The organism is Pseudomonas sp. LAIL14HWK12:I7 (genome assembly GCF_000483465.1).
GTDB classification, from domain to species: domain Bacteria; phylum Pseudomonadota; class Gammaproteobacteria; order Pseudomonadales; family Pseudomonadaceae; genus Aquipseudomonas; species Aquipseudomonas kermanshahensis.
In genome coordinates this window covers 285,447-304,490 of sequence record NZ_AXYZ01000004.1, presented here as the reverse complement: position 1 = coordinate 304,490, position 19,044 = coordinate 285,447, and the positions used below count along the sequence as shown (strand labels likewise).

At 65.8% G+C, this 19,044-nt stretch carries 14 protein-coding genes; 5 read left to right on the top strand and 9 right to left on the bottom strand.

The genetic code is table 11. From position 1 onward, the window contains the following. Window positions 1–195 precede the first annotated feature (195 nt). From dsbG to dsbD, 3 genes are read right to left on the bottom strand one after another with little or no spacing between them, the layout of a single operon-like run. Complete coding sequence (gene dsbG / locus D886_RS0105355; RefSeq protein ID WP_027592907.1) at window positions 196–957, bottom strand: thiol:disulfide interchange protein DsbG; 762 nt, start codon at window positions 955–957, stop codon at window positions 196–198. Between the two features lies 1 nt (window position 958). Next, window positions 959–1,795, bottom strand: coding sequence for a TlpA family protein disulfide reductase (locus D886_RS0105350; RefSeq protein ID WP_027592906.1), 837 nt, complete (start codon window positions 1,793–1,795; stop codon window positions 959–961). After that, the gene (gene dsbD / locus D886_RS0105345; protein WP_027592905.1) at window positions 1,795–3,507 is read right to left on the bottom strand and encodes a protein-disulfide reductase DsbD; all 1,713 of its coding nucleotides are present in this window, start codon (window positions 3,505–3,507) and stop codon (window positions 1,795–1,797) included. The genes D886_RS0105350 and dsbD overlap by 1 nt, the downstream gene beginning before the upstream one ends. A 165-nt stretch (window positions 3,508–3,672) precedes the next feature. Between dsbD and D886_RS0105340 the strand changes: the two genes are divergently transcribed. The 3 genes from D886_RS0105340 (at window position 3,673) to D886_RS0105330 (ending at window position 7,231) form a co-directional block, all read left to right on the top strand. Then, window positions 3,673–4,356 carry a response regulator transcription factor gene (locus D886_RS0105340; protein ID WP_027592904.1) on the top strand — a complete coding sequence of 228 codons (684 nt, stop codon included), beginning with the start codon at window positions 3,673–3,675 and terminating at the stop codon, window positions 4,354–4,356. Then, window positions 4,353–5,675: an ATP-binding protein gene (locus D886_RS0105335; protein ID WP_027592903.1), complete on the top strand. Its 1,323-nt coding sequence runs from the start codon at window positions 4,353–4,355 to the stop codon at window positions 5,673–5,675. Before D886_RS0105340 ends, D886_RS0105335 begins: the two co-directional genes overlap by 4 nt. A 164-nt stretch (window positions 5,676–5,839) precedes the next feature. Beyond that, complete coding sequence (locus D886_RS0105330; protein WP_027592902.1) at window positions 5,840–7,231, top strand: aspartate aminotransferase family protein; 1,392 nt, start codon at window positions 5,840–5,842, stop codon at window positions 7,229–7,231. A 386-nt stretch (window positions 7,232–7,617) separates the two neighbouring features. Here the strand turns inward: D886_RS0105330 and D886_RS0105320 are convergent, their stop codons facing one another. Then, on the bottom strand, window positions 7,618–8,739 hold the full coding sequence (locus D886_RS0105320) for a cupin-like domain-containing protein (RefSeq protein ID WP_027592901.1): 1,122 nt from the start codon (window positions 8,737–8,739) through the stop codon (window positions 7,618–7,620). Window positions 8,740–8,879: 140 nt separating this feature from the next. Here D886_RS0105320 and D886_RS0105315 point away from each other — a divergent pair, with 140 nt between their 5' ends. Continuing rightward, a complete protein-coding gene (locus D886_RS0105315) occupies window positions 8,880–9,842 on the top strand; it encodes an alpha/beta hydrolase (protein WP_027592900.1) in 963 nt (320 codons plus the stop codon). A gap of 39 nt (window positions 9,843–9,881) precedes the next feature. Here the strand turns inward: D886_RS0105315 and D886_RS0105310 are convergent, their stop codons facing one another. Together D886_RS0105310 and pvdM are read right to left on the bottom strand one after the other, a co-directional pair. Further along, window positions 9,882–11,171 (bottom strand): aminotransferase class V-fold PLP-dependent enzyme, encoded by a 1,290-nt coding sequence (locus tag D886_RS0105310; RefSeq protein WP_027592899.1) that lies wholly within the window; start codon window positions 11,169–11,171, stop codon window positions 9,882–9,884. Window positions 11,172–11,187: 16 nt separating this feature from the next. Beyond that, window positions 11,188–12,534, bottom strand: coding sequence for a pyoverdine-tailoring dipeptidase-like protein PvdM (gene pvdM, locus D886_RS0105305; RefSeq protein WP_027592898.1), 1,347 nt, complete (start codon window positions 12,532–12,534; stop codon window positions 11,188–11,190). A gap of 198 nt (window positions 12,535–12,732) precedes the next feature. Here pvdM and D886_RS0105300 point away from each other — a divergent pair, with 198 nt between their 5' ends. Next, complete coding sequence (locus tag D886_RS0105300) at window positions 12,733–14,358, top strand: PvdJ/PvdD/PvdP-like protein (protein ID WP_027592897.1); 1,626 nt, start codon at window positions 12,733–12,735, stop codon at window positions 14,356–14,358. Between the two features lie 111 nt (window positions 14,359–14,469). Here the strand turns inward: D886_RS0105300 and D886_RS0105295 are convergent, their stop codons facing one another. The 3 genes from D886_RS0105295 to D886_RS0105285 are packed head-to-tail and all read right to left on the bottom strand — an operon-like array spanning window position 14,470 to window position 19,014. Beyond that, window positions 14,470–15,873 carry an efflux transporter outer membrane subunit gene (locus D886_RS0105295; protein WP_027592896.1) on the bottom strand — a complete coding sequence of 468 codons (1,404 nt, stop codon included), beginning with the start codon at window positions 15,871–15,873 and terminating at the stop codon, window positions 14,470–14,472. A 3-nt stretch (window positions 15,874–15,876) separates the two neighbouring features. Continuing rightward, window positions 15,877–17,841 (bottom strand): MacB family efflux pump subunit, encoded by a 1,965-nt coding sequence (locus D886_RS0105290; protein WP_027592895.1) that lies wholly within the window; start codon window positions 17,839–17,841, stop codon window positions 15,877–15,879. After that, a complete protein-coding gene (locus D886_RS0105285; RefSeq protein ID WP_027592894.1) occupies window positions 17,842–19,014 on the bottom strand; it encodes an efflux RND transporter periplasmic adaptor subunit in 1,173 nt (390 codons plus the stop codon). It abuts the gene before it with no gap. Window positions 19,015–19,044: the final 30 nt, after the last annotated feature.

Below are 19,044 nucleotides of genomic sequence, written 5' to 3'. Positions count from 1 at the left end.
GGCCAGTTTCGCCTGTGCCTTCCGCGCGCGACCGCCTTGTTGATTCGACTCTATATTGAGGCGGGCACTAAAGGGGCCGCGCGCATTTGCCCCAGGAATAACTGGCCCGAAACAAATGTGGGAGCGGGCTTGCCCCGCGAAGCGCCGCGCGGGCGGCGCTCGATTTCTGCCCCACTGCAAAACTCAACACATGCGCTAGCGCTTACCCAAAATCTTCCCAAGCACCTCCGGCCGCGGCGCCCCTTGTTGGCTCTGCAAGTTACCCTGCTCATCCTGGTAGAAAATCGCCGGGGTCGCCTGCAGCCCCATTTCTTCCATCAACGCCATGTTCGCCGCCAGCTTCTGCTGCACGGCCTCTGGCACCTTCTCCAGCGGCTTGAGCGTACTGGCCTTGCCGGCCTTCTCGTGCTCTGCCAATGCTTTGGCCGGGTCTTTTGCCGCCAGCAATGCCGCCGACTTGGCGGGGCTGTCTTCGCGAATGATGCCAACCATGATGTGGCGCAGCTGCACCTTGCCCGACTCGACCCACGGCCGCGCCTGTTCCCAGAACATGTTGCAGTACGGGCAGTTGGGGTCGCTGAACAGGTACACCTTGCGCGGGGCGTCGGCCTTGCCGTCGGCGATCCAGGCGGTTTTCTCCATCTTCGCCCAGATTTCCTTGCTCATCGGCCCATACACCAGCTTGTCCAGCGGTGCGGCGCTGAGGTCTTGGCCTTGTTCGTCGAACAGGCTGCCGACCAGTACATGCTTGCCATCAGGCGTCAGGTACAGGGCGATGCCGTTGTTCTGGTATTCGGCGGCGTAGCCGCGCAGGCCGTCGGGGGCGTCGAAGCTGCCCTTGATCACGGCGCCCTTGGTTTGCAGTTGCTGGATCGCCTTGGGCAGTGCGTCTTCGGCGTGCAAGGGCGGGGCGGCCAGCAGGGCCAGGGACAGGGGCAGCAGTGCAGTCAATCGCATGTCAGTTTCCTTGTGCGGCAGGGGTGGGCGCGGTGGCCCGGTCGAAAGGTTCCAAGGCATGGCGCAGGCTGGCCCGGGACAGCTCGCCAAGGTGGCTGCCGATCAGCCGCCCATCACTGTCGTAGAACAGCGTGGTGGGCAGGGCCATCGAGCCGACGCGCTGGGCCAGTTGCCCGGCGCCGTCGAACAGCACGTGGGTCAGGCTCAAGCCAGTGGTGGCGAGGAAGGTGCTGACATTCTCAGGCGTCTCGCCCTGGTTGACGAACAGGAAGGTTACGTGGGGATAGTCACCCTGGGCTTGTTGCAGCACGGGCATTTCACGGCGGCAAGGTGGGCACCAGGTGGCCCAGATGTTGATGACCAGTGGCTTGCCGCGGTAGCTGTGCAACGCCACGGGCTGCCCGCCAGCGTTGCGCAGGCTCAACTCAGGCAGCTCGGTGCCTTTGCTGTACAGGTGGCTGCCCAGGCTGCTCAGGCCCCAGAACAGCGCGCCGCTGAACAATGCCCAGCCCAGCGGGCGACGCAGGCCTGGTTGACGCCAGCCTTGCCATAGCGCGGCCAGCACGATGCCGGCAAGGCCAGACCAGAACAGGAAGCCGCCGTCGCGGATGTCGATGACTTGCACCAGGTCATCCTGGTACATCGGCCAGTAAGCCACGACGAAGCCCAGCCGCGCGCACAGCACCCCTATCAGAAACAGGTTGAACAGGGCCGACTCCGGGCTTTCGCCACCGCGTCGGGCGACCCACCAGCCGACCACGCTGGCGATCACCAGGGCGGTGAGCATCAGCAGGTGGTTGAGGGCCATGGTCAGTGGCCCGAGGGTTACGGTCAGCATCAGCCTTGGCTCCTGGTCTGGGTCCAGTGTTGCAGGAACGCGGCGGCATCCACTTCACCGGTGATGCGCCGCGCGCGGCGTTCGTCGCCTTCCGGGCCGACCCAGATGATGCTGGGCGGGCCGGGTACCTGGTAGCGTTGCAACAATGCCTTGCTCGCCGGGGTATCGGCGGTCACGTCGAGGCGCAGCAGGTGCACGCCGGCCAGGCTGGCTTGCACGTCGGCGCGGGTGAAGACGTTTTTTTCCATGACCTTGCACGACACGCACCAGTCGGCATAGTAGTCGACCATCACCCACTGGCCACGGGCTTTGGCAGCCGCAAGCTCGCGTTGCAGGTCCTCGGGGCGGTTGACGGTGACGAAGGCATCCTCGGCGTGCTGCCCGGCCGCAGGCGCGGCACCCCCCGCGAACGGTCGCAGGGGTTGCCAGAGGTCATCCCCCCCGGCGGCCGCGCCGACCAGCAACAGGGCACCCCAGAGCGCGCCCAGCAACGGCACCGCGCGCAGTGCCGGCAACCGCTGCAGGGCCGGCCACGCGGCCCAGGCGAGGGCGATCAGCCAGGCGCCGCTCAGGGCCAGCAGCAGGCTGTCTGGCAGCAGGCTGCGCACGGTATACAGGGCCATGGCCAGGAACACGAAGCCGAACACGCCCTTGATCCGATTCATCCACGCGCCGGGGCGTGGCAGGTAGCGATTGCCCAGGGTCACCAGCAACAGCAGCGGCACGCCCATGCCCAGGCCCAGGCTGAACAGCACCAGCGCACCCTGCAGCACGTCACCGCTCTGGGCGATATACAACAGCGCGCCGGCCAGCGGTGCGGTCATGCACGGGCCGAGCAGCAAGCCGGAAAGCGCCCCGAGCAATGCTGCGCCGTACAGGTTGCCGCCACGGGTGCCTTGGCCGGCGCGGTCGAGGCGATCGCGCAAGGCAGCGGGCAACTGCAGCTCGAAAGCGCCGAACATCGGCAGCGCCAGCAACACGAACAGTACCGCCAGGCTGCCCAGCAGCCAGGGTTGCTGCAACCAGGCCTGCAGGCTGGCGCCGAGCAGCGCGGCCACCACCCCCAGGGCGGCGTACACCAAGGCCATGCTCAGCACGTAGACCCCGGCCAGCAGCCAGCCGCGCCGGGCGCTGGCGCCATTGCCCAGCACCAGCCCGGCAAGGATCGGCAGCATCGGCAGCGAGCAGGGTGTAAAGGCCAGCAGCAAGCCGAGGCCAAAGAAGGCCAGCAGGCCCCAGGCCAGGTTGCCCTGTTGCAGGTTGCTGGCCAGGGCCTGGTCGCTGGCCTGATCGGCGGCGGGGGCCACGCTGCCGCCCAAGTCGATGGCGGTGGTCTGCGGTGGGTAGCACAGGCCGGCGTCGGCACAGCCTTGCCAGCCCAGGCGCAGTTGGCCTTGCGCACTGGCCGGGATCAGCAGTTCGAGCTGGTCTCGGTACACCGCGCTGTCGCCGAAAAATTCGTCATGGTGGTTGAGCGCGGGGGGCAGCTGTGGCTGCTGCTCGGGGCTCAGCCCGTCGAACTTCAGCCGCTTCTGGTACAGGTAGTAGCCTTGCTTGATCTGGAAGAACAGGCGCATCTGGCCGTCGGGTTGGCGGTCGTGGCTCAGGACAAAGGCCTGGTCGACCGGCAGGAAGTCGGATTTGACCTCGAACGGGTTGGCTTGCAGGGGGCCGGCCAGCAGGAGGGCCAGGAACAGAAAGAGGGCGCGCATGTCTTCGCCTTGGCTATACGATGAAGTGGGCCATGCTGGCCTGGGTCGATTAACCCAAGGTTAACCCGGTCCTACATCCCCCCTAAACGCACGCTCAAGGTCCATAATCCCCACTTAATCCACCCGTGGTGCAGTATCTGCCTCACTTACCCCGGAGCCCCCACCATGCACGTTCTGCTCTGCGAGGACGATGACCTGATCGCCAGCGGCATCTGCGCCGGCCTCACCGCCCAGGGCCTGACCGTGGACCGGGTAGCCAATGCTGCAGGTGCGCGGGCGATGCTCCAGGCCGCGCAGTTCGATGTGATGATCCTCGACCTCGGCCTGCCCGACGAAGATGGCCTGAAGCTGTTGCGGCGCTTGCGTCAGCAGGGCGAGACCCTGCCTGTGCTGGTGCTCACCGCCCGCGATGCGGTCACCGACCGGGTCGATGGCTTGCAAGCCGGTGCCGACGACTACCTGCTCAAGCCGTTCGACCTGCGCGAGCTGGCAGCGCGCCTGCACACCCTGCTGCGCCGGGTGGCCGGGCGCGCGGTGAATGTCATCGAGCATGGGCCGCTGCGTTACGACCCTAGCAGCTGCGAAGCCTTCCTGGCCGGGCAGCCGGTCGATCTGTCCCGTCGTGAGCAGGCGCTGCTCCAGGCATTGCTGCAGAACCCTGGGCGGGTGCTGTCCAGCGAGCAGTTGAAGGACTGCGTGTACGGCTTCAGCGACGAGGTCGAAAGCAACGCCCTCAACGTGCATATCCACCACCTGCGCCGCAAGCTTGGCAACGGTATCGTCGAGACCGTTCGCGGCCTGGGCTACCGGCTTGGCCCGGCGCAAGCACCGGAAGAGGCTGCTTCATGAGCCTGCGGGTACGCCTGAGCCTGATCCTGGGCAGCGCCTTCGTGATTATCTGGGTACTGGCTGCCGCGTGGATGCTGCGCGACTTGCGCCAGCAGATGATGTTCTCCCTCGACCAGCGCCTCGTGGCTTCGGCACGCATGGTGGCCGGGTTGATCGACCAGTTGCCGCAGCCGCTGGCGGCCAAGGGCGAGGACGCGCATTTTTCCGCCGACCAGTTCAGCGTGCCGGATGGCATGGCGTGCCAGGTAAGCTCGCTGCGCGGCGAGATCCTGGCCAGCAACCACAAGCATGATGGCGCCATGGATGACCAGCGCAGCGGCTTCCGTGACCAGACCATCGACGGGGCGTTGTGGCGTACGTTCACCTTTAACCACGGCGATGTGCGCATCACCACCGCCGACCGCCACATGGAGCGCGAGGCCCTCAACCAGTCGATCCTGCTGGCCGCCTCGGCGCCGGTGCTGATGGCATTGCTCGGCAGCCTCGGCCTGTTGTGGATCGGCTTGGGCAAGGGCCTTGAGCCGCTCAACCGGATGCGCGATGCCTTGCGTCGAAGGCGCGCCGACAGCGTTGAGCCCCTGCAGGTGGCGGGCCTGCCCAGCGAGCTGCAGCCGCTGTTGGACACGCAGAACCAGTTGTTCCTGCGGATCGCCCAAACCATCGAGCGCGAACGGCGCCTGACCGATGACGCCGCCCACGAGCTGCGCAGCCCGCTGACGGCGATCAAGACTCACCTGCAGGTGGCGCGGATGACCGACGGCGCGGTGCGTGAGCAGGCACTGGAGCATGCCGAGCAAGGTACCGACCGCATGCACCGCACGCTTGAGCAACTGCTGATGCTGGCGCGTGTGGAAGGCAGCCTGTCGTTCGAGGATGGCGTGCAGTGCAGCGCCGATCAGGTCGCCCGCCAGGCGGTGCAGGATGCCGGCGGTGGCGATAACCGTCGCATCGTATTGCGTCTGCCCGAGGAGGCCACGCAAATCTACCTGGGCATGCCCGCGCCGCTGGCAGTTGCGGCCTTGCGCAACCTGCTGGACAACGCCCTGCGCCATGGTGGCGAAAGCGCGGTGGAGCTGGAGGTGCAGATGACTGACGGCCAGGTGGGGTTCATGGTGCGCGACCACGGGCCCGGCATTGCCGAAGCGGACCTGCAGCACCTGACCGAGCGTTTCTGGCGCAACGGCCAGAGTGGCGGGTGTGGCTTGGGCTTGGCGATCGTCCAGGCAATCGTCCAGCGCTGTGCCGGCAGCCTGCGTTTCGACAGCCGTAGCGATGGCTTGCGGGTGCTGTTGCAGGTACCGGCGCGTTCGGGGCGTTGATCTGCTGGCCTGGGCCGGCCTATTGGCCGGCCCAGGCTGTAAAAATCCCACAACAACCGCTAAATCCTCCTTGCGCTGAAGCGTTCTCCAAGCGACAACTACCCGCACACATCTGCTTACAGGGGCGTGGCGGGGCACTTTCGCTTGCTTGCGAGGATCTACCCATGTCGACCGCTTCCAGCTTTGCCCAGGTCTTGCCGGCCAGTGCGCCGCAACCCCTGTATGCGTTCACCGATTCGCCCTTGCTGCAACGCCAGCAGCAACAGGAATCCAACGCCCGCAGCTACCCGCGGCGCATCCCGTTGGCGCTCAAGCGCGCCCGTGGCATCCATGTCGAAGATGTCGAAGGCCGTCAGTTCATCGACTGCCTCGCCGGTGCCGGCACCTTGGCCCTGGGCCATAACCACCCGGTGGTGATCGAGGCGATCCAGCGTGTACTGGCCGACGAACTGCCGCTGCACACCCTCGACCTGACCACGCCGGTCAAGGACCGCTTTGTTCAGGACCTGTTCGGCGTGCTGCCCGAGGCGCTGCGCCGGGAAGCCAAGGTGCAATTTTGCGGCCCGACCGGGACCGATGCCGTTGAGGCGGCGCTGAAACTGGTGCGCGGCGCCACGGGGCGCAGCACCGTGCTGGCCTTCCAAGGTGCCTACCATGGCATGAGCCAAGGTGCGCTGAGCCTGATGGGCAGCCACGGGCCCAAGCAGCCGTTGGGTGCCTTGTTGGGCAACGGTGTGCAGTTCATGCCGTACCCGTACGACTACCGTTGCCCGTTCGGCCTGGGTGGCGAAGCGGGGGTGAAGGCTAACCTGCATTACCTGGAAAACCTGCTGCTCGACCCAGAAAGCGGTGTGCCGCTGCCGGCGGCAGTGATCCTTGAAGTGGTGCAGGGCGAGGGCGGGGTGATCCCGGCCGATATCGAGTGGCTCAAGGGCGTGCGGCGGATCACCGAGCAAGCCGGGGTGGCGCTGATCGTCGACGAGATCCAGAGCGGCTTCGCCCGCACCGGGCGGATGTTCGCCTTCGAACATGCCGGCATCGTGCCGGACGTGGTGACCTTGTCCAAGGCAATTGGCGGCAGCCTGCCGCTGGCGGTGGTGGTGTACCGCGACTGGCTGGACACCTGGAAGCCGGGCGCCCATGCCGGCACCTTCCGTGGTAACCAGATGGCCATGGCAGCAGGTTCCGCAGTGATTAATTACCTGGTCGAACATCGCCTGGCCGAGCATGCCGAGGCCATGGGCCAGCGCCTGCGCCAGCATTTGCTTCACCTGCAGCGGGATTACCCGCAACTGGGTGATATCCGTGGGCGTGGGTTGATGCTTGGGGTGGAGCTGGTCGACCCGCAGGGCCAGCGCGATGCCCTGGGCCACCCTGTGGCCAACCGTGAGCTTGCGCCGAAGGTGCAGCGTGAGTGCCTCAAGCGTGGCCTGATCTTGGAGCTGGGTGGTCGCCATGGCGCAGTAGTGCGCTTCCTGCCGCCGTTGATCATCAGTGGCGAGCAGATCGACGACGTGGCGCAGCGGTTTGCCGAAGCCCTCAGGGCTGCTGTCTGATCATTACCGGCGCCGCCTTGCGGCCCAATCGCCGGCAAGCCGGCTCCCACCGGGTTCGGCGCGAGCTTTGGTAGCAACTGTCTTGTGGTGCTTGTTCCGGCCTCTTCGCGGGCAAGCCCACACAGGTAACTGCGCAGGCTCAGACCTTGTGAGGAACCCTGTGGGAGCCGGCTTGCCGGCGATTGGGGCGCACAGCGCCCCCGGCATTACCGCATCAGTCGAATGTGTTAGGCGCTGGTGCTCGGCGAGCGGCCCTTGACCAGCCGGCGCAAGCCTTGCTGCAGCGCCTGGGACAGGCGGGTGGGGTTGGCCATGCGGGAGTCCTCTTGCAAGCGGTTTCTCTAGGAACGAGCCGACGCCACTGCAAATTAACCCCGCAGGTGCGGCTACCAGCCGCGCCCGGAATTCACCCAGAAGTTCACCGACAACGACGTCGACACCGACTGCACCTGGTGGAACCAGCCTTCAGGCAGGAACAACAGGTCACCGGCCTGCAGCACCACGCGCAGGAACGGCACGTCACGCGCGGCTGGGAAACGCTGGTAGTCCGGTGCGTCGGGGTTGAAATCGCAGCCGTCCAGGCCGCCCTTGGGGCTGGTCGACCAGGTGCCCAGCGCCGCACGGTGGTGGGGCGCAGCCAGGATGAACGACTTCTGCCCCCACACCTGGGCGAACAGGTTGTCGGTGTCGTCGCGGTGCAGGGGCGTCAGGGTGCCCTTTGGGCCGATCCAGATGCGTGGCGAGATGAAGCGCTGGCGCTCGAAGTAGTCCGGAAAGCGGATCAGGGTCAGGAGTTTTTCCGGGACGATGTTGTTGCCCATGTAAGCCGGCGTTTCGCCAGGCTTGGCCGGGGTGTCCAGCGAGGCGATGAAATCGGCCATGGAGGTCGAGCGGAAGTCGCGGTCGGTAGAGAAGGTTTTCTTGACGTAGTCACCGTGCCGGGTAATGCCTTGCAGTTCGGCGAAATGCTCAAGTGACGCTTCGCGGCCCATGGTGAACAGTGGCCAGTCCTGCAGGGCATCGCTGAGCACCACCGGTATGCCGTGCGCCAGGTAGTCGCTTTGAAACCGTTGCAGGGGCATGTCGGCGCGGGCAATGCGCTGCACCTCGCGCTGCACCGGCAGCGCGGCCGAGACCCGCTCGCTGAGGCGTGCCGGCGTTGGGTAGCGCTGGTTCATCGCCACCTTGGTCGCTGCGGCGCCTTTGCGGGCGTTGTTGATGATTTGCGGTAGCAAGGTGGCCAGGCCCATGTTGCCGGTGATCTTCAGGCGTGCGCTGGCGAACAGCTCCTCGACGTTGGCCGTGCCGCCCATGATGCCGAGGAAGTCGCGCTCGGCCACCTCGATGGTGACATCCGGGGTGCTGTGCCGGCCTGCACCGGTGCGGCTGGTGTCGCGCACTTCCGACCAGAAGGCCCGGTCGTGGCCGAAGACGAACTGGAACACGCCTTCGATGCCGACGGCATGGGCGTTTGCGAACAGTTTGCTGAGGATGCTCTGAAGGTCCACGGTTAGCCTCTGACGGGATTTCGTTGTGCAGGGATAACGAGTGTGTCCGCCATCGATTTAGCGGCGCTTACGGCTAATTTTCGGTGGGCCTTCTACGTCCCGTAGGGACAGCAGTCATATTGTTCAAGCAAGGATCCGACATGGCATTGCAACCTGATCTGGCGGGATTTCTGGAGCTGGTCGAATTTGGCCGGTTGACGGGCAGAAGCCTGCCCATGCACGCGATGGACGTGGCCCAGGCCCGGGCCGAGTTCGAGGGCAGTTCGCAGGTGCTCGACCCAAGCCCGCCCGGCAGCGTGGCGGTGAGCGAGCTGCAGGTCCTGGCGCGCGATGGCGCCAGCCTGCCAGCGCGGCTGTACCGCACGGGTGACGCAGGTGATGCCTTGCAGCCGGTGATCTTCTACCTGCACGGTGGTGGCTATGTGGTGGGCAGCCTCGACTCGCATGATTCGGTGTGCCGCCGCCTGGCAGCCATGGGAGAGTTTGCGGTGTTGGCGCCGGATTACCGATTGGCGCCGGAGCAGCAGTTTCCGGTGGCGCTGCACGATGTGCTGGATGCCGCCAACTGGCTGGCCGAGCAGGCTGGGGCGTTGGGCTTGGACAACCGTCGGGTGGTGGTGGCCGGGGACAGCGTCGGTGCCAGCCTGGCCGCCGTGCTGGCCATCACGGCCGTCGAGCAGCCCGAAGCGCTGGCGTTCAAGCCGCTGGCGCAGTTGCTGTTCTACCCGGTGACAGACATTTCCTGCCAGCGCAACTCTCACCGCGAGCATGCCGAGGGGTACCTGCTGGAAACGCCTACCCTGGAGTGGTTCTACCAGCACTATGCGCCGCAGGCGGAGCAGCGTCTGGACTGGCGTGTGTCGCCCTTGCTGTCGACGGTGCGTGAGCCATTGGCGCCGGCGTACCTGTTCGTGGCCGAGTACGATCCGTTGCATGACGAAGGGCTTGCCTACCGTGACTGGCTGGTGGCGGGGGGTACCGAGGTGACGTTTGCCCGTGTCGAGGGGCTGACCCATGACTTCTTGCGCATGTCCGGGATCGTGGGGCAGGTGGGGGAGATTTATCAGGATGTGGGGGGCTGGCTGCAGAAGGTTGGGGGTTAGTTTGGGGGCACTGGGGCCGCAAAGCGCCCCCAGCATTCGTCACGAACTACGCACCCGCCGCCCCAGCACATCGACCAAGCGGTCGATCTCGGCCTCGGTGTTCAGCAGCCCAGGCGCGGTACGCACCACCGGCCCAGCATCACGTGACACGGCATCGACGACAATGCGCTGGCTGTTGAGATACCCGGCCACGTCATCCGCATCCTGGCCCTTGACCCTGAAAAAGGTAAACCCAGCCGAGTACTGGGCACTGCGCGGCGTCACCAGTTCGACCGCTTCAACCGCCTCAAGACGCTGCTTGAGGTAGTCATTGAGCCCATGAATACGCGCCTGGATATTCGCCTTGCCCTGCTGCAGGTGCAGCTCGAAGGCCTTGCCCAGCGCCCAGCGGTGCTCAAAGGCATGGTAGCCGCCTGGGGTGATGATGGTGGCGAAGTCTTCATTCTCGGAAAACGTGGCAATGGTCGGGTTCAGCTGCTTGAGCTCGGTGGAGGCCGCGCAGATGATCCCGGTGCCACGTGGCCCGAACATCCACTTGTGGGTGCCGGCGATGAAGTAGTCGCAGTTCAGGTCGGCAAAGCGCATGTCCTCGACGCCAAAGCCATGTACCCCGTCGATCACGTAAATAATGTGGTCCTTCTCGTCGCGCTGGCGATTGACCTCGCGCACCAGTGCGCCAATCTCACCCACCGGCAGCTTCACACCACTGCCCGAATGGACCCAGGTCATGCCCAGTACCCGCGTCTTGGCGCTGATGGCCGCAGCCAGGGCGCCGAGTACCTGGTCGGTGCTGACCTGTGACGGGTTCTCGAACAGGCGCAAGCGGCGCACCGGCGTGCCATCGCGTGCAGTGCGGAAACTCATCGTCTGGCGCGCCGCCGAATGCTCGTGCACGGTGGTGAGAATTTCCTGCCCAGGTGCAAGCTTCAGGCCGCCATAGATCAGGCCCAGGCCTTCCGTGGTGCTGCCGGTCAGGGCGATCTGTCGGGGGGTTACCTCAAGGTAGCGACCGGCCCATTCACGCACTGCGGCCTCGTGCTTCCACTCCGCCTGGCTGTCCCAGTCAACCCTGCGCGCCGGGTGGCGGTCGAAGCTCGCACGCAAGGCCTCGATGGCCTCGCGCACCGGCTTTGGGTGTGACGTGATCAGAAAGTTGGCGAAGTGCGCGTAGGCGGGGTCCAGGTCGAACAGGCCGCGAAAGGCGGCCCAGGCGTCGCTGCCAGCGGGTGGTAATGGCGCGGCCTGAGCGCCCGGCAGCAACTGGCTGGCCAAGGGCAGGGCCGCGGCCAGCAGGCCTGCCTGCTTGAGGAAGGTACGGCGGTCGTTCATGAAGGCGCTCGCAGGGTTATCGGGACGAAGTGGTGGCGGGTTGCGCGGCGTGCTGCACCTGCTCCCACACCCGCAGGAAGTTGCCGCCCCAGAGCTTGGCGATATCGGCCTCGGAATAGCCCCGGGTGATCAGTTCGGCAGTGACGTTGCGCGCTTCGCTTGCGTCGTGCCAACCGTCGATGCCGCCGCCTTCATTGAAGTCCGAGCTCAGCCCCACATGGTCGATGCCGACCTTGCGCACCGTGTAGTCGATGGCGTCGCCGAAGTCTTTGAGCGTGGCCGGTGGCTCTTCGTCGAGGATGCCGTACAACGCGTTGGCGTACTGGCCCACCTTCTGCTCGGGCCAGCCGGCGATGACCGGGTCACCCGGCATCAGCGCGTAGTTGAGGTTGGCCAGCGGTGGCAAGTCGTAGCGGGCGCGCAGGGCGTTGAGTTTGTCCTGGGTTTTCATGCTTAGTGGCTTTAGGTAGGTGGAGAAGGCCACCAGTTGAATCACGCCGCCGCTGTCCTTGATCAGTTGCATTTCCTTGTCGGACAGGTTGCGGGCAATGTCGACCATGGCGCGTGGCGCAGAGTGCGACGCCACCACCGGCGCGCGGCTGAGGCTGACCGCCTGGGCCAGTGCCTTGCTCGACATCTGCGACACATCGATGATCACACCCAGGTCGTTAAGCCGCTGTACGGCGCGTTTGCCGACCGGCGAAAGGCCGTCCAAAGCATCGGCGGTGTCATTGAAGAACGGCAACGGGCGCGAAGAGTCGGCCCAGCTGTTGTTGCCCACGTAGCTGAAGCCGAACATGCGCACGCCGCGGGCGGCCCAGCGGTCGAGCTGGTCGATATCGTCGCCCAGGGCATAGGCATTGAGCATGCTGAGGAACACCGCGAACTTGCCTTCGCCGTGCAGGCGTCGCATGTCTTGCGGGGTGTAGGCGATACCGACCTGTTCGGGGAAGTCGCGGACCATGGCGTCGATGGCGTTATAGCGCACCTCCTGGGTGTGGCGTGCGGCTTCGACGAAGCCTGCGGTCGGCCGGTGCGGGCCATCGTCGCCGGTCCACGATTCGGGCCAGGCGAAGATCGTCAGCGCGGCGCCAGACAGCCGCCCGCGGGCGGCCTTGGCCAGGTCGAAGCGGCCATTGCCATCCTTGTCGGCCTCGCTGCCCTCAGTGCCGAACGTCAGCGGCAGGGTGACATGGCTGTCGAACGAGATGATGCGTTCCTGCAGGTCGTTGGCCTGGCGCACCACCTCTCTGGAGTAGTCGGCCGGCGTGGTGAAGTAGTGCCAGGCGGCAAATCCGGCACCTGCGGTCACGGCCGCGGCCAGGCTGATAAACAGGGCTTTTTTCCAGCGTGGAGTCGTCATCTTGGTCTCAGTAGGTTCACCGTCGAGGGATGGGCACAGAGGCCGCCGCTACCTGGAGTGAACGAGCCCACCCTGTGGAAATTTACCCAGCCGTGGCGGCACCCCTGCGGCGGCATCGGTAAATTTCGCGGTGTGGACAACGTTCTAGCCTTGGACGGGCTGTGCTCCACGGCCGCAATAAATGCACAGGTAGTTGCAATGACGATTTCTCGACGCGGGTTCATCGCCGGTGTGGCATTGACGGGCGTGGTGGTGCCCGGTGCGTTGTATGTACAGCGCCAGCGGGCCGCCGAGGCGTTTCCGGAAACCCCTGGCGAGGCGGTCGTCGAACGGGCTGATACGCACCTGCAGCAGTTGGGTGACACCTTGCGCGGGATCTGGCGCTGGACCTTGCATGGCAAGGACGCGGGCCTGCAAGGGTTGCCTGAGGGCGAGCTGGAGCTGTTCCTGGATGTTGCGCCCAGTGGGCGGGCGTTGCGCGGCTACTTGGATACCCCCGAGCGCCTACGCAGCGATGAACAACCGCGCTACCGTGTGGTGGGCGACCTGCTGGCAGGCAAACCGGGCACTTTACGCTGGCGCTTGTTCTCGAACCGGCCAGGTGAGGTACAGGCCCGCTACGAATGCCATATCGTCATCGACGAGGTTTGGGGCCGCTTCGGCAATGCCGGGCCCGCGACCCTCAACGGGCGCATTGCGCCACTGGACCGAGCGTTGTCGTTGCCGGTGCAAGACAACCACTTTCTGGCGCTGAAACACACCTTCCCCGAGGCGCGCGAGCGCAGGCCGTTAAGCCCGCAACTGCTGGCCTGGCTGATCACCCCGGAGCACCGATTGTTCCACCAGTTGTGGCATTCCTCGCGTGACAAATGGCACAAGCTGGACAAAGACAAACAAGCGGCCCTGCGCGGCTTGGGCTGGCAGCCGGGGCCGCGTGATCGGGAGCGTGACGCGCGCGGCCGGCACAAGGACCGCAACGGCTCGGGTGAGGATTTCTTTTTCATGCACCGGCACATGCTTGGCAGTGCCCGCGCCTTGCAGGACCTGCCTTCATGGACGCGGTTTCCGCAGCCACAGCCGGAGCTTGAGCGCGACCGTGCCGGGTTCGCCCGCTATTGGGACAACCATGACGGCAACGCCTTGCCGCCCACCTGGTTGGCGAGTGGTGATGCGGAATACACCCAGTGGGTGCGCGACATCAAGCACCCGGATACCTACCATGGCAACTTCCAGGTCTGGGAGTCGCGTTACAGCGACCCGGACTACCTGAGCACACTGACCCTGGGCCAGTTCGGTTCAGAGGTGGAACTGGGCCTGCATGACTGGCTGCACATGCGCTGGGCCTCGGTGCCGCGTGACCCGGCCAACGGCATGCCGGTGCCGACGGCGCGCACGCCTGACGACTTTGCAGCGCGTTGGTTCGCGGCCGAAAACGACTTTCTGGGTGACCCGTTTTCATCCCATGTAAACCCCGTGTTCTGGCACTTTCATGGCTGGATCGATGACCGCATCGAGGACTGGTTCCGCGCCCATGAGCGGGTTCACCCCGGCGAGGTGCGGCGCCTGGAAATCAATGGCGTGCCTTGGTTTGCGCCAGGGCGCTGGGTCGAAGTGGCAGACCCTTGGCTAGGGCCTGACACCCATGGTTGCTCGACGGTGCCGGGCTTGCGGCCGGGGCGCAGCGTCGAGATGGACCCGGAGACGATGAAGCTGGCTTTGCGCATCATCTACAGCGATGAAGACCTGTTCGACAAGTTGCGACCGAAGGTGCCCCAGCGGCCTTGGTATGCGCGCAATCTGAAGGTGGCGCAGCGGTCGCTTTGAGGGGGGGGGATGGGATCGGGGTGTAGGGCGAGGGATTTTCGGTGGGTTTTAGATCGAGCGCCGCCCGCGCGGCGCTCGATCTCGAACCCGCAGCAAATCCATCGCCCTACACTACCGCTCAACCTTCCACCCACCCCCCAACGCCTTGTACAGCGCCACACTCCCTTGCAGCCGTGCCAAGCGCAGCTGCGCCTGCTGATCCTGGGCCAGGTACAGGGTGCGCTGGGTTTCAAGCACGCTGAGCAGGGTCTCGGCGCCCGCGCCATAGCGCTGCTGGGCCAGCTCGAAAGCCAGGCGCGCCTCCTGTACCTCCTCGTCCTGCCACCGGCGCTGGCGGTCCACGCCGTGAATCGCATTGAGCGCTTTCTCGACATCGGCGAAACCGGCCAGGATGCTGCCCCGGTACGTCTCCAGCAACTCAGCTTGCTCGGCCTCGGCCAGGTCGCGAGAAGCGCGCAGCCGGCCGTTGTTGAAGATCGGCGCGACCAGCCCGGCGCTGAGGGTATAAAACGAGCTGTCGAGCACATGAGCAAAGGTATTGGCGCCACTGCCCAGGTTGGCCCCTAGGGTCAGCTTGGGCAGCATCGCCGCCCTGGCCACCTGTACGTTGGCGCTGGCCGCTGCCAGCCGCGCTTCGGCGGCGGCAATGTCGGGGCGACGGGCCAGCAGTTCGCTAGGGACGCCGCTGCCAATGGACGGCCACTGCAGCGCATCGAACGCTTCACGGCTGGGCGGCAGGGCCTGCACCGGGTCGCCGAGCAGCGTCGCCAAGGTGACCCGGCTGTCTTGCCACTGCTGTTCGAGCAACGGCACTTGCCGCTCCTGGGCAGCCACCAGGCTGCGCTGTTGGGCCAGTTCCAGGCGTGTGGCCGAGCCGGTGCGCTGGCGGGCTTCGACCAGGCCCAGCACGTCACGTGCATTGCGCAGGTTGAGCCGGGCGATGTTCAGTTGCGCTTCCAGGGCCAGGCCTTGCAGGTAGCTGTCGGCCACGGCGCTGACCAAGGTCAGCTCGACCGTCTGCCGGTCGAAGCGGCTGGCATCGAGGCTGCGCAAGGCGCTGGCCCGTGCTGCGCGCAGGCCACCCCAGAAGTCGATCTCGTAGCTGGCGCTGAGTTTGAGGTCGAACGCGGTGCTGGTGCGTTCGCTGCTGCTGACGTCCAGTTGGTCGTTGCCTTCACCCTTCAACAGCCGCTGGCGGCTGCCATCCAGGCCCAGGTTCAGTTCGGGCAGCAATGGCGCGCCAGCGATGACGGCCTGGGCCTGGGCCTGGCGCACACGCGCCGTGGCGGCCGCGAGGTCATAAGCGTTGAGCCGGGCGCGCTCGACCAGGCGGTCCAGCTCGCTGCTGGCAAACGCGCGCCACCACTGTGCTGATGGCAGCTCGGTGGATGACGGCGCGGCCTCGCCTTGCCAGGCGTGCGGCGCGGCAATCCCGCTGTCAGGCGTGGGCGGCGTGCTGCAGGCGGCAAGGCTCAGGCACAAGGTCAATAGGCTGATACGGCTTGGCAAGGTCATGGATTATTCGCTGGTAAGGGCTTTGACCGGGTCGAGTCGGGCGGCTTTGCGGGCCGGCATGAAGCCGAACACGATGCCGGTGACGACAGCGCAGGCGAACGCGCCGAATATGGCAGGCAGGGCGAAGGCTACGGCAACCTCGGCCAGCATCAGGCCGCCGCCGATGGCCAGGGCCAGGACGATGCCGGCCACGCCGCCGACCATCGACAGCATCACGGCCTCGCTGAGAAACTGCCGCAGGATGTCGCGCTGGCGCGCGCCCGTGGCCATGCGGATGCCAATCTCACGCGTACGCTCGCGCACGGTCATGAGCATGATGTTCATCACCCCGATGCCACCCACCAACAACGAAATTGCCGCGATTGCGCCCAGCATCAGCGACAGGCTGTTCTGCGTGCGTGCCTCGGCCTGGATCAGTGCTGCGTCGTTGGTCAGCTCGAAATCCTGACGGCCCTGGTGACGCTGGCGCAGCAAGTGATCGATGGCCACTTCGGCTTCGTTGACCCGGGTGGAGTCATGCGCGGCGACGGCGATGTAGTCTGGGTCGCGCTGGCCGAACAGGCGGATAGCCGCGGCGGAATAGGGCACCGCGATGCGCCCGTCGCTGTCCTGGTCGCCGGAACTGGCGCCTTTACCGGCGAGAATGCCGACGACCTGGAAAGGCACATTGCCGATCAGGATGTATTGCCCCAGCGGGTCGCGCCCAGGGTCCAGCATCTTTTCCCGCACCTTCTGGCCGATCACCGCCACAGGCGCGGCACTGGCTTCGTCGGCCTCGGTGTAAAAGGTGCCCTCGACCGCCGGCCAGTTGAAGATCTCCGGGAACCAGATGTTGTTGCCGCCGACATAAAACTGCTGGCTGTTGTTGCCGTGGCGCACCATCAGTTTGTCGCCGATCACCGGCATGACGTGCTTGACCTGGGGCAGCTCGCCGATGGCCGCGACGTCATCGAGGGTGATGGTGCCGGCCTGTTCACCCAGCGTTGCCGGCTTGCCATTGAGGTAGAGCACGTTCGAGCCAAACGCCGCCATTTGCGCCATGACCTGGCGCTTGCTGCCTTCGCCGACGGCCAGCATGACCACCACTGAGGCTACCCCGATGACGATGCCGAGCAAGGTCAGGGCGGTGCGAAAACGGTTGACCCACATCACTCGCCAAGCGGCCTGCAAGGCTTCGACCAGCTCACCTTTCCAGGCCCCGCGCAGGGTGGCGCCGCGGCCCAGGCGCTGGCGCAGGTCGTCGGCCTGCAGCCCTTGGCGTGTGGGGGGCGGTGGCTGCTCGGCGGCCGAATCGCTGATGATCAGGCCATCGCGGATTTCAATGACCCGCTGCGCCCGCGCCGCCACGTCGCGGTCGTGGGTAATCAGGATGATCACATGGCCCTGGCTGGCCAGTTCGTCGAGCAGCGCCATGACTTCGGTGCCGCTGTGGCTGTCGAGCGCGCCGGTGGGTTCGTCGGCGAGGATGATGTGGCCACCGTTCATCAGTGCCCGGGCAATCGATACGCGTTGTTGCTGGCCGCCGGACAACTGGTGCGGGCGGTTGCCCGTGCGGCTGGCCAGGCCCAGGCGGGTGAGCAGGGCGGTGGCGCGCGCGTGCCGCTCGCTGGCGGCGATACCGGCATAGATGGCCGGCATCTCGACGTTCTCCTGGGCCGAACCCGAGGGGATCAGGTGGTAGCCCTGGAAGACGAAGCCAAAGGCTTCACGGCGTAACCAGGCCAGTTCGTCGCTGTCCAGCTCGGCCACGTCCTTGCCCGCAAAGTGGTAGCTGCCAGCGGTTGGCCGGTCGAGGCAGCCGAGGATGTTCATCAGCGTCGATTTGCCGGAGCCGGAGGCGCCGACAATGGCGACGAACTCGCCGGGGTGGATGCTCAGGCTGATGCCTTGGAGGATGTCGACCTTGGGGGTATCGACGCCGCCGTAGGATTTACGGATGTCGATCAGTTCGATCAGGGGCGTAGTCATTCAACCTCCGCTGATGCTGGGGGCGCCGATCACCAGGCGCTCGCCTTCGCTGAGGCCGTCAAGTACCTGCACCCGCAGCCGGTCGCTCAGGCCGGTCTGGACCTGGCGCTGTTCCACTTCGCCTTTGCTGTTGAGTACCCGGGCGAGGCGCAAGCCATTGTTGTCGTCCAGTGCGGCAAGCGGCACGGTCAGCACTTGGCTGGCCTGGCCGGCGACAAAGAACACCTGCGTGGTCATCTCGGCCATCAGGGCGCCATCCGGGTTGTCGACATCCAGCAGCACGGTGTACTGCACCACCTGGCTGCCGGTGGTGCCATTGGTGGCGCTGGTCGGGCTGCCGCCGCCCTGGCTGCTCTGGTCCAGGGGTTTGGGCGGGATCGGTAGAATCTGCCGGACCGTGCTGGTCCAGCGGCGCTTGCCGCCGGCCAAGGTGGTGAAGTAAGCGGTCATGCCGGGCTTGACCTTGCCGATGTCGGCTTCCGACACCTGGGCCCAGACGGTCATTGGTGAAAGCCTGGCGATGCGCAGGATCAGAGGGGTCTGCTGTTGGGCATTGAGGGTCTGGCCTTCTCGGGCATCGACCGCTACCACGGTGCCGTCCATGGGTGCATAAATGCGCGTGTAGCCCAGTTCCGCCTCGTCGCTGCGCAGGTTGGCCTGGGCCTGACGAATCTGCGCCTGGAACATGTCGATGCGGGCCTGAGTCACCTTGAGCTGGGCAGCGGCCGTCTGCACGTCTTCGTCACGGGTCGCACCGGCGGCCGCCAGGTCACGCTGGCGCTTGAGCTGCTGCTGGGCCAGTTGAAACTGTGCACGTTGCTCGGCCAGTTGTGCCTTGAGGTTGTCGATCGAATAACGCCCGGCATCGAGCCTGGCTTGCTGGGTGGACGGGTCGATCTCGACCAGCAGTTGGCCTTTGCGTACCTGGTCACCGGCTTCAACGTGCAGCGTGTGGATCTGCCCGGAAGCCTGGGCGCCCACGTCCACGTAGCGTCGCGGCTGCAGGGTGCCCAGGGCAGTCACGCTGCTTTCGATATCGGCACGGGTGACGGCGACTGTGCTGATCGGCTGCGCGCCGAAGGGCAGGGTCTTCCAGGCCAGCAAACTGCCGAGGCTCAGCAGGGCCAAGCCACTGAGCAGTAGCCGACGGCGGGTGTGGGGTAAACGTCGCATGCAGACTTCCAGCCAGGAGTGAAGGCCACG

Coding starts and splice junctions, on each gene's coding strand:
- dsbG (WP_027592907.1), bottom strand. CDS start 957: ATGCGATTGACTGCACTGCTGCCCCTGTCCCTGGCCCTGCTGGCCGCC.
- D886_RS0105350 (WP_027592906.1), bottom strand. CDS start 1,795: ATGCTGACCGTAACCCTCGGGCCACTGACCATGGCCCTCAACCACCTG.
- dsbD (WP_027592905.1), bottom strand. CDS start 3,507: ATGCGCGCCCTCTTTCTGTTCCTGGCCCTCCTGCTGGCCGGCCCCCTG.
- D886_RS0105340 (WP_027592904.1), top strand. CDS start 3,673: ATGCACGTTCTGCTCTGCGAGGACGATGACCTGATCGCCAGCGGCATC.
- D886_RS0105335 (WP_027592903.1), top strand. CDS start 4,353: ATGAGCCTGCGGGTACGCCTGAGCCTGATCCTGGGCAGCGCCTTCGTG.
- D886_RS0105330 (WP_027592902.1), top strand. CDS start 5,840: ATGTCGACCGCTTCCAGCTTTGCCCAGGTCTTGCCGGCCAGTGCGCCG.
- D886_RS0105315 (WP_027592900.1), top strand. CDS start 8,880: ATGGCATTGCAACCTGATCTGGCGGGATTTCTGGAGCTGGTCGAATTT.
- D886_RS0105310 (WP_027592899.1), bottom strand. CDS start 11,171: ATGAACGACCGCCGTACCTTCCTCAAGCAGGCAGGCCTGCTGGCCGCG.
- pvdM (WP_027592898.1), bottom strand. CDS start 12,534: ATGACGACTCCACGCTGGAAAAAAGCCCTGTTTATCAGCCTGGCCGCG.
- D886_RS0105300 (WP_027592897.1), top strand. CDS start 12,733: ATGACGATTTCTCGACGCGGGTTCATCGCCGGTGTGGCATTGACGGGC.
- D886_RS0105295 (WP_027592896.1), bottom strand. CDS start 15,873: ATGACCTTGCCAAGCCGTATCAGCCTATTGACCTTGTGCCTGAGCCTT.
- D886_RS0105290 (WP_027592895.1), bottom strand. CDS start 17,841: ATGACTACGCCCCTGATCGAACTGATCGACATCCGTAAATCCTACGGC.
- D886_RS0105285 (WP_027592894.1), bottom strand. CDS start 19,014: ATGCGACGTTTACCCCACACCCGCCGTCGGCTACTGCTCAGTGGCTTG.